General features: G+C 67.5%; 16 protein-coding genes and 2 tRNA genes. 8 read left to right on the plus strand and 10 right to left on the minus strand.

Annotated elements, in window-relative coordinates; all coding sequences use genetic code 11:
- Positions 1-21 precede the first annotated feature (21 nt).
- Positions 22-1107 (minus strand): nitric oxide synthase oxygenase, encoded by a 1086-nt coding sequence (locus tag F3087_RS05650; RefSeq protein ID WP_150400946.1) that lies wholly within the window; start codon positions 1105-1107, stop codon positions 22-24.
- Between the two features lie 727 nt (positions 1108-1834).
- Between F3087_RS05650 and F3087_RS05655 the strand changes: the two genes are divergently transcribed.
- Positions 1835-2905 (plus strand): alpha/beta hydrolase, encoded by a 1071-nt coding sequence (locus F3087_RS05655; RefSeq protein ID WP_150400635.1) that lies wholly within the window; start codon positions 1835-1837, stop codon positions 2903-2905.
- 6 nt (positions 2906-2911) lie between these two features.
- Here F3087_RS05655 and hisC read toward each other — a convergent pair whose 3' ends face one another.
- Positions 2912-3991, minus strand: coding sequence for a histidinol-phosphate transaminase (gene hisC / locus F3087_RS05660; protein WP_150400636.1), 1080 nt, complete (start codon positions 3989-3991; stop codon positions 2912-2914).
- A 117-nt stretch (positions 3992-4108) separates the two neighbouring features.
- Between hisC and F3087_RS05665 the strand changes: the two genes are divergently transcribed.
- The 3 genes from F3087_RS05665 (at position 4109) to F3087_RS05675 (ending at position 5124) form a co-directional block, all read left to right on the plus strand.
- A complete protein-coding gene (locus F3087_RS05665) occupies positions 4109-4834 on the plus strand; it encodes a dienelactone hydrolase family protein (protein WP_150400637.1) in 726 nt (241 codons plus the stop codon).
- Positions 4835-4925: 91 nt separating this feature from the next.
- Positions 4926-5015 (plus strand) — tRNA-Ser (locus F3087_RS05670).
- Positions 5016-5051: 36 nt separating this feature from the next.
- Positions 5052-5124 (plus strand) — tRNA-Arg (locus tag F3087_RS05675).
- 50 nt (positions 5125-5174) lie between these two features.
- Here the strand turns inward: F3087_RS05675 and F3087_RS46430 are convergent.
- From F3087_RS46430 to F3087_RS05685, 3 genes are all read right to left on the minus strand, one after another.
- Complete coding sequence (locus tag F3087_RS46430) at positions 5175-6188, minus strand: hypothetical protein (RefSeq protein WP_223884838.1); 1014 nt, start codon at positions 6186-6188, stop codon at positions 5175-5177.
- A gap of 3 nt (positions 6189-6191) precedes the next feature.
- Complete coding sequence (locus F3087_RS45835; protein ID WP_191093777.1) at positions 6192-6332, minus strand: hypothetical protein; 141 nt, start codon at positions 6330-6332, stop codon at positions 6192-6194.
- An 82-nt stretch (positions 6333-6414) separates the two neighbouring features.
- The gene (locus tag F3087_RS05685) at positions 6415-7365 is read right to left on the minus strand and encodes a helix-turn-helix domain-containing protein (protein ID WP_150400638.1); all 951 of its coding nucleotides are present in this window, start codon (positions 7363-7365) and stop codon (positions 6415-6417) included.
- A gap of 70 nt (positions 7366-7435) precedes the next feature.
- Between F3087_RS05685 and F3087_RS05690 the strand changes: the two genes are divergently transcribed.
- The 3 genes from F3087_RS05690 to F3087_RS05700 all read left to right on the plus strand — a co-directional run bounded on the left by F3087_RS05690 (position 7436) and on the right by F3087_RS05700 (position 8741).
- Positions 7436-7768: a cupin domain-containing protein gene (locus F3087_RS05690; RefSeq protein ID WP_375907901.1), complete on the plus strand. Its 333-nt coding sequence runs from the start codon at positions 7436-7438 to the stop codon at positions 7766-7768.
- A 95-nt stretch (positions 7769-7863) separates the two neighbouring features.
- On the plus strand, positions 7864-8241 hold the full coding sequence (locus tag F3087_RS05695; RefSeq protein WP_150400640.1) for a hypothetical protein: 378 nt from the start codon (positions 7864-7866) through the stop codon (positions 8239-8241).
- A gap of 26 nt (positions 8242-8267) precedes the next feature.
- Positions 8268-8741, plus strand: coding sequence for a hypothetical protein (locus F3087_RS05700; protein ID WP_150400641.1), 474 nt, complete (start codon positions 8268-8270; stop codon positions 8739-8741).
- A gap of 66 nt (positions 8742-8807) precedes the next feature.
- Here the strand turns inward: F3087_RS05700 and F3087_RS05705 are convergent, their stop codons facing one another.
- Complete coding sequence (locus F3087_RS05705; RefSeq protein ID WP_223884839.1) at positions 8808-9539, minus strand: maleylpyruvate isomerase family mycothiol-dependent enzyme; 732 nt, start codon at positions 9537-9539, stop codon at positions 8808-8810.
- 50 nt (positions 9540-9589) lie between these two features.
- Positions 9590-9982 carry a RidA family protein gene (locus tag F3087_RS05710; RefSeq protein ID WP_150400642.1) on the minus strand — a complete coding sequence of 131 codons (393 nt, stop codon included), beginning with the start codon at positions 9980-9982 and terminating at the stop codon, positions 9590-9592.
- An 87-nt stretch (positions 9983-10069) separates the two neighbouring features.
- On the opposite strand from F3087_RS05710, the gene F3087_RS05715 reads away from it, so the two are divergent.
- A complete protein-coding gene (locus F3087_RS05715) occupies positions 10070-11641 on the plus strand; it encodes an esterase-like activity of phytase family protein (protein WP_223884840.1) in 1572 nt (523 codons plus the stop codon).
- On the opposite strand, the gene F3087_RS05720 is transcribed toward F3087_RS05715, so the two are convergent.
- The 3 genes from F3087_RS05720 to F3087_RS05730 all read right to left on the minus strand — a co-directional run bounded on the left by F3087_RS05720 (position 11642) and on the right by F3087_RS05730 (position 14244).
- Positions 11642-12343, minus strand: a complete 702-nt coding sequence (locus F3087_RS05720) for a DUF998 domain-containing protein (protein ID WP_150400643.1) — start codon at positions 12341-12343, stop codon at positions 11642-11644. It lies immediately after the preceding gene.
- Between the two features lie 276 nt (positions 12344-12619).
- The gene (locus tag F3087_RS05725; protein ID WP_223884841.1) at positions 12620-13114 is read right to left on the minus strand and encodes a very short patch repair endonuclease; all 495 of its coding nucleotides are present in this window, start codon (positions 13112-13114) and stop codon (positions 12620-12622) included.
- Positions 13111-14244, minus strand: coding sequence for a DNA cytosine methyltransferase (locus F3087_RS05730; protein WP_191093815.1), 1134 nt, complete (start codon positions 14242-14244; stop codon positions 13111-13113). Before F3087_RS05730 ends, F3087_RS05725 begins: the two co-directional genes overlap by 4 nt.
- Positions 14245-14617 lie beyond the last annotated feature (373 nt).

Below are 14617 nucleotides of genomic sequence, written 5' to 3' on the forward strand. Positions count from 1 at the left end.
CCGTGCAAACCGCCGACCGGCTCAGTCCTCCGCGTCCCCGCTGAAATCCCGCCGCACGAAGTTTGGCCGGATATCGAGATCCGGCGGGTCGTAGTACCGATGGAACGTCGGCGTCAGACCCGAGGAGATCGGCGGATTGATCCAGCTCCAGTCGGTCGGGCATTTCCGCCCGGCCGTCTCTTCCCGTTTGACGTGATCGCAGAACTGCTTGGCCACCGTGTGGTGATCGACGATGTACACCCCCGCCTTCCGGAAGCTGTGCAGCACCGCACGATTGAGCTCGACCAGCGCCAGGTCCCGCCACAGGTTGCGCTCGGATCTGGTGTCCAGGCACATCATTTCGGCGATCAGCGGCAGCATGTTGTAGCGGTTGGTGTCGCTGAGATTGCGTGCGCCGATCTCCGCGCCCATGTACCAGCCGTTGAACGGCGCGAACGGGTACGTGACGCCGCCGACCTCGAGGTTCATGTTGGATACCGCGGGCAGCGCGTGCCAGCGCAGGCCGAGCGCGGCGAACCACTCGAATTCCGGATGCTCGAGCGCCACCTCGCGGGCCAGCTCGGGCGGAATGTCGAACCAGCGGATCGGCTCGTCCGGTGTGCTGATCAGTAGCGGCAGAATGTCGAAAGGTGTTCTGGCACCGCGCCATCCGAGCTTCATGGCGAATTCGGTGAGCGCTACATTCGCGGCGTCGCCGGTCACCGAACCGTCTCCGTTGCGATATCCCGCGTACCGGATGAGCTGCGGGCTGACGATGCGGAATTCCCGCCCGTCGGGCTGCCGCGGCGGGCCGACGGTGATCATCGATTGAATGGCGCCGCCATTGGTCGCCATCTGCAAATGCTGCCAGCAGACCTCGGCCAGATCGCGCGCGGACCGCACTCGCCGCGCGTCGAGCAATTTCAATGAGCGCCAATGTTTTCGGCCGACGCAGCGGGCGTGGTTACGCCACGCGAGCTTGGCTCCGATCAGGATCTCTTCGGCGGTCTGCAGGTAGCCACCGGTTTGTTCGAGCTGCTCCAGCGCGGTGCGGCGGCGCTGTGACGACAGGTGCGCCAATTCCGGTAAGCGGAAGAATTCATCGCACTCGCGTAGCCGGCGTTTCAGGTCGGTACTGAAAGGCTTTGTGTCGGGGGAGTTTTCGAGCGGCGGGACGGGTAACACAGGATTCACGGTTTTCTCCGGTCGGGCATAGGTACTGCGGTGAAACAGACGAGTTCGAGCGGGAGAATTCGCGCGGGCGCGCAGCCGACAGCGTCCCGCGTCGGTGGTCCGCGCGAGTGTGCCGGCCCCGGGATGCCGCGAAATAGCTTCGGCCCGAAGGGGAGCGCGATCCTGCTCGGTCTGTCCCGACTACGTACCGAGCGGCCGGTCCGCTTGCTGCGCGTAAGCGCAGCGAGTTGACCTCGGTGCCGATGGTGCGGATCCACGATCATGCTCGTCCTTGTTCATGCCCGGAAGAGGCCCGGAGAGTAGCGTACGGCGGGTGTGCTGGCGGTGTGCCCAGATTTGCTGGATTTGCTGGGTTGGCCCAAGTCGCGCCGAAAATCGGCTCGGTGTCGAGTCCCGTTGACGTCGTTCGGAGTTCGGGTTTCGGCGGTTTGCTGCGCGCGGTTCGCAGCCGTTATCGAGGCGACGGATCGGCGAAATCGGGTGATCTAGGCGACATGGACGCCCGGCGCTCAGCGCGCATATGAACGGTCATCTGCGCGCGCCCGGAGCCGAACGTCGCAGGCAGAGCCGAATTGCACCTCAAACGTGGCCCTGGTCACATCTTATGGCGACCCGCTATGGCCACCCGATTGATCTGCGCATTTCTGGCAGGATGGGTCGCATGCTGTCTCGGCGTGGGGTGCGGCGCTGGGTATCCGGCGTCTTGGTCAGCGCGGCACTGGTTTCCGGTGCTGTGGCGTTCGGCGCTCCCCAGTTGTCGGCAGCCCCTTCAGACCCGCAAAAACCGAATTCCGGTTCCTCGGATGGTCCGGCCCCGGCCGAGCCGACCACGGACCGTCCGGCGAAACCGGCGATCGACCGCATCGAACCGATCAACGATCGGTGGCTGCGGGTCTTCGTGGAGTCGCCGGCCATGAGCCGCCCCGTCGAGGTGCAGGTGCTGCTGCCGCGCGACACCTCGAAGCCGCGGCCGACCGTCTACATGCTCGACGGCCGCAGCGCGAACCCGGACAGCAACAACTGGACCGATATGGGCCACGCGGACCGCTTCTTCGAGGACAAAGACGTCAACGTCGTGCTCACCGTCGGCGGCCCGGCCAGCTTCTACACCGATTGGCAGAAGCCGGATCCGGTGCTCGGCACCAACATGTGGGAGACGTTCCTGACCCGCGAGCTGCCGCCGCTGATCGACGCGAAGTTCGACGGCAACGGGCGCAACGCCGTCATGGGCGTCTCGATGGGCGCCGAGGCCGCGATGATGCTGTCCGTGCGGCATCCGCAGCTCTACACCGCGATCGCCGCGCACAGCGGCTGCTTCTCCATGGGCACCGACCTCGGCCAGGCACAGGCCAGAGCGGTGATCGCCACCTACCAGGGCGAGCCGGACAACATGTTCGGCGCGCAGGACGATCCCGCGTGGCTGGACCACGACGTCACGTTGCACGCGGAAGCGTTGCGCGGCAAGACGATCTACATGTCCGTCGGCAGCGGGGTGCCCGGCATCCACGACGTGCCGGGCGAGCCGGACGTCGACGTGGCCACCGCGATCAGCTTCGGCGGGCCGCTGGAGGCGGCCACCAACGCCTGCACGCGCCGTCTCACCGATCGGCTGCGCGTCCTGGGGATCCCGGTGACCGCGCACTTCCGCGCGACCGGAACCCACTCGTGGCCGTACTGGGCCGACGAGCTGGTCCGGTCCTGGCCGGTGATCGCCGGCGCCCTCGGCGTCTGACCCGCGCTAGATCGAAAAGCGCTCGCGCACCGCGGGATCGGTGGCGAAACTCAGGAACAGATCGTTCTCGTGCGGATCGCCGGTGGTGACGCGCACCCCGTCGGCGCCGTACGGACGCACCAGCACGCCCGCCTCGGCGCTCGCCTCGCCGAATTCGGCGCTGCGCTCGCCCAGCGGCAGCCAGATGAAGTTCGTCTCGCTCGGCGGCACCGCGTAGCCCGCGGCGAGCAGCGCGTCCCGCACCCGGTCGCGTTCGAGCACGAGAGTGTGTGTGCGGTCCAGCAATTCGTGCCGCGACTCCAGCGACGCGATCGCCGCGGCCTGCGCGACCCGGTTGACGCTGAACGGGATGTGCACCTTCATCAGCGCCGTGATCACCGCCGGATCGCCCACCGCGTATCCGACGCGCAGCCCGGCCAGCCCGTAGGCCTTCGAGAAGGTACGCAGCACAACGACATTGGGGCGGGTGCGGCCCAATTCGACGCCGTCCGGGTAGTTCTCCTCGGCCAGCCGCATGTATTCGAAATACGCCTCGTCCAGCACGATCAGCACCCGCTCGGGGACCGCGTCCAGGAAGCGGATCAGCTCGGCCTTGCCGACCGCGGTGCCGCTCGGGTTGTTCGGATTGCAGACGAAGATCAGCTTGGTGCGCTCGGTGACCGCCGCGGCCATCGCGTCCAGGTCGTGCACGTGCGCCGCGGTCAGCGGCACCTGCACGGCGGTCGCGTTGCCGACCTTGGTGACGATCGGATAGGCCTCGAACGAGCGCCAGGCGAACAGCACCTCGTCGGTCGACGCGTCACAGGTGATCTGCACCAGTTCCTGGCACAGCGCGACACTGCCGCAGCCGACCGCCACGTTCTCCTGCGTGACCCCGAGGAAATCGGCCAGCGCGGCCCGCAATTCGAGCGCCTGGTTGTCCGGATACCGGTTGGCCTGCTCGGCCGCCTCGGCGATCGCCTTGGCCGCGGTCGGCAGCGGACCGAAGGTGGTCTCGTTGCTGGCGAGCTTCACCGCGCCGGGATGGTTGCGGCCGGGGACATACGCCGGAATCGAGTCGAGGTCCGGCCGGGTTGACGCTGTCACACACCAACCATAGGTGGCCGCGCGCAAAGCATGGCCCGCGTACCGGAAATTCTGTGGCCGATGGCCCCTCAGCAGCAATTTCTACCGAAGATCACGAAGTCGCCCTACGCTGGTTTCATGTCGGGCACCTACAACGACCTAGCCCCCCTGCGCCGCGACGAACCGTCGCCCGAACCCGCGACCGACTCGATACGCCGGGCCGCCGATATCCAGGTGCCCATCATCGTGGTCGAACCCGAGGGCAATGCTCGCGGCGGCATCGTGATGCTGCACGAATCCCGCGAGTTCACCGGGGCGCTGCTGGCCCTGATGAGCGCGCTGGCCTCGGAGGGCTGGACGGTGGTCGCGCCCAACCTGTTCCATCGGACCAGTCGCGAGTCCGTCGCCGAGGTGTTCGGCGACGAGCTCTTCGACGACTTCGACGCCTGCTTCGACTGGCTGACCCGGCACGGTGTGTTCCCCGACACCATCGGGGTGCTCGGCTTCGACTCGGCCGGCACCGCCGCGTTCCTGGTCGCCACCAACCGCCCGGTCGGCGCGGCGGTCAGCGTCGCGGCGCCCGGCATCGTCGAGCCGCTCACCGACCAGGCCGACGCCTTGGTCCGGGTCGCCCCGCACCTGCAAGCGCCGTGGCTCGGACTGTTCGGCACCGACGACCCCGCCACCCCGCCCGTCGAGGTCGAGCGACTCCGCGACGCCACCGGCCGCGCCGCCGTCGCCAGCCTGGTCGTCAGCTACCCCGGACTCCGGCATCGCGCCGACCATCCGGCCACCGAAGACGACTACGGTCTGGTCGACTCACAAACCCGGATTTTCGACTGGTTCGACAGCAACTTACGCTGATAACCAGCCGTTTTGCGATCTGGACAACAGCTACTGTAATCTTCATGCTCGGCGGTTCGAAAGGACCGGTGCCCTCGAAGAGAAGGCTCCAGGAGGCGTGCCAGAGCGGCCGAATGGGACTCACTGCTAATGAGTTGTCCCTTCACGGGGACCGGAGGTTCAAATCCTCTCGCCTCCGCCACAACCCGGGTAACCGGTACCACAACTGAATAACCACGCGGCTGTAGCTCAACGGATAGAGCATCTGACTACGGATCAGAAGGTTAGGGGTTCGAATCCCTTCAGCCGCACAAGATGAAAGCCTTGGCAATCCAATTGCCAAGGCTTTCATCATTTCTCGCTATGGCTCGAGCATCCGGCCTTGCGCTAGGTCGGCGAGGTTCCATCGAGTGGCGATGTCATCGTCTCGCGTCCAGTGGCCGTATCGCACGATCTCGGCGCTCATCCGGTGTGCGGTCAGGAGCCGCGAGAGGTGTTCGAACTCGACCGGTGTCACGAAGGCCAAGTAGTGGTTCTGGCCGGATTCCAGCGACGCCAGGACGGTGCCGAGGGCGAAGGCGTGCTCACCGACCTGTTCGAGGAACGCTTCGACATGACCGACGCGAGTGCCGGCCGGCAGGACGAAGGGGTCGGCCCAATCCCAGGGCAGCGCTGTGGGATAGGAGCTCAGTGAGGTCAACTGCGCGCGGACCGACTGGAGATCGGCGTCGCGGGAGATGACCGCGATATCCGCCGTCCCTTGTGGAGATTCGGCGTAGCGAAAAGATTCGACCCCTTCCGGGGTGAGGTGTGCCCGTCGCTGCGCTGTGATCGCCCGCACGCGGGACTCGGCATCGGGTTGCCGGCGGACCCAATCATGGGAGTGGGCCGCGCTCTGCGAGGTCTGGCGCACTATCCGGTCCGGTTCGGGCGGGGCGGGCCAGAACTGCAGGAGGTAACGGTCCTGTAGTGGCTCATCGTCGAGTCGGACGTCCTTCGCTCGCGCCTGATCCATGCCTCGCGCGCAGTACCGCACCCGGTAGTCGAGCCCTTCCATCAAGTCCAGTTCCCAGGAATCCTCGCCGGCCCACTCCATCAGGAAGCTCTCCTCCGAGAGCGGGTAGAAGGAGACCTCCACGACGTCCTCCCACGCCGGATCCAGTGCGGGAGCTTGACTACGCACTTCGACGGTGAAGCCGACGGTGCCGGTGTGCAAACCGGTGAGCAGGAAAAGTGCGCCGGGCACCGCGGCGCCGCACAGTCCGGAGTTCTGTCCGGCGAACGCCTCGTGCATGCGCGGGCTGGCGTCGCCCGGGTCACTGACGACGTAGATCTGGCTGTAGGAGACGCCCACTTCGCCATCGAGTCTGAACACTTCTCACACCATCCCCACCGTCGAGAGCCCACCATCGGCCGGCAACAAGGCCCCAGAGGTCATCTCGCCAAGGTCGGTGCCGGCCAGCTCGAGGGCGTTGGGGGCGACCGGAATATGGCGCGGTCTGGTTCGAGAACAGATCATGCCCGGCAGCGTAGAGAAGCCCACTGACACGGTTCCCGAAGTCGGTGGCGAAATCGTCGGTGCGCTAGGGGTTTCCAGGCTGCTATGGGTGATCGGTTCGGAAAGCTCTGCGGTATGCGCCCGGGGTCGTGCCCAGAGCGCGGAGGAAGCGTCTGCGGAGATTGGTGGGGGAGGACAGTCCCACTCGGCGGGCTACGGCGTCCAGGGGGAGGTCGGTGGTCTCCAGGAGTTCCCGGGCGACGGTGATTCGTTGGGCGAGTAGCCATTGACCGGGGCCGACGCCTAGTTGGTCGGTGAAGCGGCGGGCGAGGGTGCGCGGGGAGACGGCGGCCTGAGTGGCCAAGTCCTCGACGGTGAGTGGTTCGTCGAGTCGTGCGGTTATCCATTCCAGTAGTGGTGCCAGGGAGCCGTCGATCTGGATGGGGTGCGGGGGTGCGGCGTATTGCAGCTGGCCGCCCTCGCGGTGAGGCGGCATGACCATGCTGCGGGCGAGTTGGGCGGCGTAGCGGGCGCCTTGATCGGCGCGGACCAGGTGCAGGCATAGGTCGATGCCGGCTCCGGCGCCCGCGCTGGTGGCGATGTCGCCGTGGTCGACGTAGAGGACATCGCGGTCGATGTGGATGGCTGGGAAGCGGGTCGCCAGTTCGTCTGTCCGGGCCCAATGGGTGGTCGCGCGTCGTCCGTCGAGCAGGCCGGTGTGGGCCAGGACGAAGGCGCCGGAGCAGATGCTGACCAGCCTCGCGCCGCGGGCGTGGGCGCGTTGCAATGATTCGATCAGGACTGGTGAGGGTGTCTCTTCGGTGGGCAACCAGCCGGGGATGAGCACCGTGTCCGCCCGGTCGAGCGCGTCGAGGCCGTCGGTCACGAGCATGGCGTACCCGGCGTAGGTCGGGACCGGTCCGGGCTGCTCCGCGCACACGCTGAACTCGTAGCGCGTCGGCAGTCCGCCGCGCTCGAGCCCGAACACCTCGGCCGCGCAACTGAGTTCGAAGGTCGACTGCGGAGCGTGAACCAGCGCGACGACTTTGTGCATGGCAGAAAAGTACCTCGAGATGTCATTTCTGACACTCGGCAGCGGTCCTCGTTGCCGCGAGGCTGGCTGCATGACGACAGAGCTGAACATGTCCGGCTACGAATGGTCCAACGCGCAGGACGCCGCGGTGCGCGAGCTCTTCCCCGGCATCCGCGCGCGGTCGCTGTGGGCCGGGGACAACGGCGCGAAGGCGTATTTCCTCGAGCTGGATCCGAATTCCTGCTGGTCGGGAATCGACGTGCACGAACCGGGACCCGAGGAGGTGTTCGTGGTGTCCGGTGTATTCAACGACGGGGTCCGGGACTATCCCGCGGGTTCGTTCATCCACGCACCGGCCGGTTCCTCGCACATTCCGCAGACGACGACCGGGTGCACGCTGTTCGTTTTCTATCCCGAGGGCTGAGCGCCTGCCAATGGAATTGGGGTCGGCGGAACCTGTCACTTCCACGTGGAATCGGCCGATACATTGCGGTGATGGTCCAACGAACGGAGATCGGAATGACAGCAAGCTGGCGCCGCATCATCAGTAGTTCGGCCCTACTAGGAATTGCGGCGGCCGCGGTCGTCGCCACCGCCGGTTCGGCCGCCGCCGAACCGCGGGACTGTGTCCTCGATCGATCGGTGACCGGCGCGACCGGCTTCTGCCCCGGCGGCGACGGGTACTTCACCGTGGAAGCCGACTGCATCGGCGTCTTCGTCACCCGGGGCGGCATCGGCGTCGGTCCCTACCGGCAATCGAGCCAGCGCAACGCCTACGCGGGCCCGCATCCGGAGATGGACGCGACCCAGACCCACCCGCGCGCCGAGTGCAACGAATTCATCACCGGGCACTTCGGCATCGCCACCGATGCCCGGCTGTACGAAACCTTCCGCTGACCTCAGCCCACACCTACGGAGAGACCATGCGACACCGCAACTGGCTCGTTCGGATCCCGGTCGTCGGGGCGCTGCTCGTCGGCGCGCTGCTCGCCACCAATGCGACCGCCACGGCCGACGATGCCCTCGGCACCCAGCTGGGGTACACCAACACCCTCTGCTACGACCCGCTCACCTTCGCGACGATCACCGGCAATGCCGGGAACCGTCCCGATGTCGGCGGACCGGGCGCCGCCAGCGTTTGGTACGGCATCCAGCACTACCTGTTCGTGTACCCGCCGTGCACCGTGACCGTCTTCGCGAACTGGCGCAATCTCACCACCGGCGACTCCGGCTCCGTGCCGGTCTTGGTCAGCGGCGGTTGGGGATTCGCGCTGCCGATGAATCCGGGCGCGGTCGGGCGCGCCGATCTGCCCACCGGCCGTGGCCGCATCAGCATCACGACCACGACGGACCGCCCGCATCAGGCCTTGCCCGCCTTCGAATTCACCGTTCGCTGACCTGAGCCGAACGAACAGCCCCGCCCCTCGAATCCATCGAGGGGCGGGGCTGTTCCGGTCGAGGAGCTATTTCCAGGCGGGCAGCGCGGGAAGGTCGCCGGTGAGGTCGGCGCCGTTCGATCGGCCCAGCAGCCAGGCGGCGAGCGCGGCAGCGGTACCGGTGACGGTGGTGGCAGGGGCGGCGGTGCCGACGAGGCCGGTGAAATCGGTGTCGGTGGCGCGCAATTCGAAGGCCGGCACCGGTTCGGTTGCGGCGGTGGTGATTCGGTTCATGTCGACGGTCGCCTGCTGCAGGATGCGGGCGGTGAACGGGGCGGGCCAATCGGTGGGCGTGTACCCGACATTCAGGTCGACGTGGTGAATCTCCACCTCCTGCAACCGCATCCAGCGCACCTCGCTAGCGGGGATCGGACGCCCTTGGCGGGTGCGGACTTCCGCGTGCCAGGTGTCCTCGGTCAGTGAATTCGCCAGCGCGAGCCACCGTTTCGTGGCGGCCTCGTTGTCGACGAGTTGTTCGGCGGCGGGTCGCGGAGCGCCGGCATCGATGTCGAAGTCGCGCAGATACATGCTCGCGTATTGCAGGATTTCCACCCCGGTATGCGCCCACAGCAACAGATTCAGCAGGCTGTCGGCATTGCGGGCGAGGTGCGCGAGCACGTGCCCGCGACTCCAGCCGGGCAGCAGCGAGGCCTCGGCCACGTCGTCGTTGCCGAGCTTGCGCATGGCGTCGAGGAGACGGTCGGTCGCCTCGGCGAGGGTGTCGAGTGAGACGGGATCTTCCGGCAGGGCACTGGTCACAACAGCGACCCTAGCGATCCGGATCGGACCCCGTCGCACTTCACCGGGAGCTACTCGCCGACGATGGCGTCGGCCTCGATCTCCACCAGCAGGGCGGGCGTGATCAGGGCGCTGATCTCGTACATGGAGGTGGCCGGGCGGATCTCGCCGAAGACCTCGGCGTGCGCCTTGGCGACCTCGGGCCAGCGGGCGATGTCGGTGACGAAGATGCGGGTGCGCACGACGTCGGCGAGGCTCGCGCCGGCCTCGGTGAGGGCGGCCGCGATGCGGCGCAGGGTTTCCCGGGTCTGCTCGCCGATATCGTCGCCGCCGACCGCGGTGCCGCCGGTGACCGAGGCGGTGCTGCCGCTGACCGCGATGTGATTGCCGATCCGGACGGCGCGGCTGTAGCCGACGATGTCTTCGAATTCGGAGCCGGAGGAGATGTTCACGCGTGCGGTCATGGCGACAGCATCGCATGCGCGCCGATCGGCACCGAATTGTCACCTCCGCGTCGGCCAGAAGTCGGATCGACGCGGTAGGCAGTCCCAGTGAAAGCTCATTCTCGTCCTCGCATCACCGCCGTCGCCGTCCTCTGTGCCGGCGTGCTGGCCGCAGGCTGCTCGTCCGCGGACTCGGCCGACTTCACCGCCACCAAGGATCAGCCGCTGGTGATCTCCCTGGACGACCTGCTCGCCAAGACGGGTGGCAGCGCCGCCGTCCGCATCGCCGATCCGGAGCACGGCACGCTGAGCCGCCGGGTGGACGGCGCGGTCGTCTACACGCCGAAGGCCGGGTACACCGGATCCGACACCTTGAAGGTGACCACCACCGACGCGGTTCGCCTGTACACCACCGACATTCCGCCGCTCGGCGAGTTCGGCGGAACGACGGTGCAGGGCAGCGGCTTCGGCTCGGCCTGGACTCCGGTGCCCGGCAGCAAGGACGAGTTCTACGGCCTGACCGACCGCGGCCCGAACGTGGACGGCCCGGGCAAGAACGAGAAGCTTTCCCCGACCGCGAGTTTCGTGCCCAAGATCGGCAGGTTCAAGCTGGTCGGCACCCGCGCGGTGCTGCAATCGAGCCTGGACCTGCACACCAAGGCGGGCGTCCCGTTCAACGGGCAGGTCGATGTCGCCGCGAACACCGGCGAGACGATCAAGGACCTGGCCGGAAACGTGTTGCCGCCCACCGATCACGGCCTCGATCCGGAGGGCCTGGTCGCACTGCCCGACGGCACCTTCTGGGTCTCCGACGAATACGGCCCGTTCCTGGTGCATTTCGATGCCAAGGGCGGCGAGCTCGAGCGCCTCGCGCCGGGATCCGGCCTGCCCAAGGAGCTTTCGCTGCGCACCCCGAACCAGGGCATGGAGGGCCTGACCATCACGCCCGACGGCAGCACCCTCGTCGGCCTGGTGCAGAGCGCGCTGAACACGCCCGGTCTCAGCGGATCCGCGAAGGAGGTGCCGCTGACCCGGCTCGTCACCGTCGATCTGAAGACGAAGGCGCAGAAGGAATTCGTGGTTCCGCTGGAGAACCCGAAGAGCACCAAGGTCGCCGACTCGGAGGTCACCGCGTTGAGCGCGACCACCTTCCTGGTCGACGAGCGTGACGGCAATCTGGCGCCCAAGGCGGACAAGAAGCTGTGGACCGTCGACATCGCCAACGCCACCGACGTCGGCCCCGACTCGAAAGTGCCCGGCGCGCACTACGATCCGGAACACGGCGGCCTGCTGATCGACGGCAAGCCACTGGAGACCCTGGTCGGCACCGTCTCCACCACCGACGGTGTCGCCGGACTGACCAAGGCGGGCGTCACCCCGGCGGCCAAGCCCAAGAACCTCGACCTGAACGGCTTGGTCAAGGATCTCGACGCCGACGGAAAGTTCTTCGGCCACGACAAGATCGAGGGCGTGGCCACCTTGGACGGCGGCAAGACGCTCTACATCTCCAACGACAGCGATTTCGGTCTGGCCGGTAGCAAGGGCGACCAGCCGCCGTTCGGGCTGAAGCCCAAGACGCTGCCCAACGGCGTGCAGGACAGCGGCGAGATCCTCTTCGTCGACACCACCAAGCTGCCGGCCAAGACCGCCGAGCACACCGTCAAGCTGACGGTGAAATAGCTAGTCGTTCGGGTCGATCCACTCCCGGCCTTCGAGGATGACCGCCGCGGCCAGCGTGATCAGCCACAGCGACATCGACCCGACCTGGATCCGCTGGGCGATGCCGAGCGCGTAATTGCCGGGCAGGTTGTCGGCGACCAGCATCCACACGGTCGCCGCCGACCCGACCACCAGCACGACCAGCCCGGCCTCGCGCAGGATCCGCCAGCGGTGATAGCGGAAAGCGGCCAGGCTGAACGCGAAGGTGGCGACGGCGATCGAGGTGACCGCGATGGTGCTCGACAGTGCGTGCGGCTGGTGTAATTGCGGGAAAAGCTCGCTGCCGCCGCCGCACCCACTGTCGCTCGCGGTGCAGTCCTTCAGGGGTAGCAACACATCGGCGATCGTGGCCGCGCCGAAGCAGAACAGCGCGACCCAGCCGATCGTGGTGAACCGGCGGCGCGGGAAAATCAGCAGTCCGCCGATCGCGGCGGGGATCAGCACCGCGCCGACGATCTTGTCGGCGGTCGCGAACACCGCACGGTATGGCTTTCCCTCGGCGTCCAGCTCGCTGAGGAACGAGTTGACCGGGTCGACGTCGATCTTCAGCACGAACTCCAGCACCCAGGACGAGTAGCAGACTCCCGCGATCAGGATTGCCGCCGCGATCACCAAGGACGCCACCCGCACGCGCCGTTCGGCGATCTTTTGGCTATCTGTCACGGACCCATTCTCCTACCTGCCACTGGACCGATGTTCAAACCGTAGGTCAGTGCGGCGGCCGAGTCATGGGATCACCACCGCGATGGGATCAAACACACGCCTTTGCCACGCACTACACAGGCTCCTGTCAGGTTCGGCGGACAGGCTGTCAGTGAAGCGTTCACTAGGAGGTCCCCATGATCGGCTACGCAACCGCTGCCGCCGGAGTCATCGTGATGACGGTGATGGTGGCGTCGAGCTACCTCGCCGCCCATGCCCCGCGCACATTGGTCCGGGTCAAGTCCCGCTAGTCCGGCCCAGCGCGGCCTGCACCCGATCGGCCGCGGCGCCGGATTCCTCGTGCTCCCACACCCGGATCACCTGCCAGCCCGCCTCGATCAGCGCCGCGTCGGTCGCCCGGTCCCGGGCCACGTTGCCGGCCAGCTTGGCGGCCCACCATTCCGCGTTGTTGCGCGGATCGGTGGCGTGTTGCGGACAGCGATGCCAGAAGCAGCCGTCTACGTAGACCGCGACCTGAAGTCGCGGGAACACCAGATCGGCGCGCCGCCGCTGCCCCCGGATCGGTGCCCGATCGACGAAATACCGCAGCCCGCGCCGGTGCAGTTCGCGACGTAAGGCCAGCTCAGGCTTGGTTCCGGTGCGTCGCTGCTTGGACATGCGGGCACTGGTCGCCGCGTCGGTGGTGGGGCGCTGCGCGGGTTTCGGAAATCGTTGCGCGTCCTCGGGCGCGTCGCCGGACGAACCCGGCGCCGCATCCGATCGCCGGCTCATGCCGCCCAGCCACCCATCCGATCGAGATGGCTCTCCACGTCGTCGAGGAAGCCCGGCGGAAACCGCAGGCTGCCCATGCTGGTCCGGCGCAGGAACCCGGCGGTCGCCCGGGCCGAGAGCAGCCGCGAGTCGGTGAGGAAGTTGCGCAGATCCTCGTACGGTTCGTGCACCGGCCAGGTCGAGACCGGCACCCGATAGGCCACCCCGTTGTGCCCCCAGGCCGCCACCGGCCACGGCGTTCCCGGCGGTAGCGGCTGGTCACCGGGAATCGGATGCAGCGGTGCCGCCAGCCGGGAGCCGACCCAGTCGGCCATCCGCACGCTCACCGCATTGCCGACCAGCTTCCATCGATGCCCCTGCCGGACGCCGAGCACCTCACCGGCGGGCGCGGTCCAATCGGCGTCGAAGCCTTGCAGCCGTTCCACATCGACCAGACCGGGCGTGACGATCTCGCCGGACGGCAGCCGCACCGCGGGCGGACTGGCGATGCCGAGCGCGGATCCGCCCTTCACCGTCGGCACCGCGTTCACCGCCCAGCCGAGCCCGCGCACGCCCTCGGTCCAGTAGAACCCGCACGGGTCGCGATCGGGGTCGCCGACGATCCGCGGCCCCGCGTCGTCGCCGAACAGCACCCCGCGCGGGTCCTCGGTCCTGGAGGCCAGCATCAAGACCCGCTGACGGCGCTGTGGCAGGCCGAACGCCCGCGCGTCCACCACCCGATAAGCCCAGGTGTAGCCGAGCTCCTCCAGGGCCGTGGTGATGTGCCGCATCGCCGCGCCGCGACCGAGCTGCAACATGAACGGGACGTTCTCGATCAGCAGCCAGCGCGGCCCGCGCTTGCGCCGCACCAGCCGGAACACCTCGTCGACCAGGCCCGACCGCTTGCCGGTGATGCCCGCGGTGCGTCCGGCCTGGGACAGGTCCTGGCAGGGGAAACCGGCCGCGACCAGCTCGGTGCCTGCGGGTAGCGCGCGCAGGCCGGTGATGTCGGAATGCAGTGGCACATCAGGGAACCGGGCGGCCAGCACCCCCTGTGCGCCCGCGTCGATCTCGCACAGCAGCTCGGTCTGCCAGCCGTTATGGCCGAGGCCGAGCTCGAGCCCGCCGATCCCGGCGGACAGCCCGACCATCCGCGCGCCCGTCACCGACCGTCCCTTCCTCGCGTCTTCGGTCGAGACGCCGCCGACGTCGCCCCGTGCCCGGGGAGAGGTTACTCGAGTTGCCGGGTGCCGGTCGCGAACAGCGCCATGACGGCGTGACCGAGCGACCGCGAAGGTCGCCTGGTACCGTCCGCGTGTCAGCAACTCGATCGGTCTGCTGCTGCTCGATAATGCTTATCGGCCGATCGACTATGCGGCCCTGATGACAGGCTCGGCAGGCTGATCTGCCTGCGCTCCAGCGCTATACGCGCGGATGCCGCCCCACGTGCTAGGCGGCGCGTCCGCATGCGAAATGCAACTGCTCCACAAGGTTTTGAGCTCGACAAATTTCTTAGTCGTCACG

It is taken from the genome of Nocardia colli (assembly GCF_008704205.1).
GTDB lineage: Bacteria > Actinomycetota > Actinomycetes > Mycobacteriales > Mycobacteriaceae > Nocardia > Nocardia colli.

Bases quoted from the DNA above. Each gene is read 5' to 3' on its own strand.
- F3087_RS05655 (WP_150400635.1), top strand. From the start codon at position 1,835: ATGCTGTCTCGGCGTGGGGTGCGGCGCTGGGTATCCGGCGTCTTGGTC.
- F3087_RS05665 (WP_150400637.1), top strand. From the start codon at position 4,109: ATGTCGGGCACCTACAACGACCTAGCCCCCCTGCGCCGCGACGAACCG.
- F3087_RS45835 (WP_191093777.1), bottom strand. From the start codon at position 6,332: ATGATCTGTTCTCGAACCAGACCGCGCCATATTCCGGTCGCCCCCAAC.
- F3087_RS05685 (WP_150400638.1), bottom strand. From the start codon at position 7,365: ATGCACAAAGTCGTCGCGCTGGTTCACGCTCCGCAGTCGACCTTCGAA.
- F3087_RS05690 (WP_375907901.1), top strand. From the start codon at position 7,436: ATGACGACAGAGCTGAACATGTCCGGCTACGAATGGTCCAACGCGCAG.
- F3087_RS05695 (WP_150400640.1), top strand. From the start codon at position 7,864: ATGACAGCAAGCTGGCGCCGCATCATCAGTAGTTCGGCCCTACTAGGA.
- F3087_RS05700 (WP_150400641.1), top strand. From the start codon at position 8,268: ATGCGACACCGCAACTGGCTCGTTCGGATCCCGGTCGTCGGGGCGCTG.
- F3087_RS05710 (WP_150400642.1), bottom strand. From the start codon at position 9,982: ATGACCGCACGCGTGAACATCTCCTCCGGCTCCGAATTCGAAGACATC.
- F3087_RS05725 (WP_223884841.1), bottom strand. From the start codon at position 13,114: ATGAGCCGGCGATCGGATGCGGCGCCGGGTTCGTCCGGCGACGCGCCC.
- F3087_RS05730 (WP_191093815.1), bottom strand. From the start codon at position 14,244: ATGGTCGGGCTGTCCGCCGGGATCGGCGGGCTCGAGCTCGGCCTCGGC.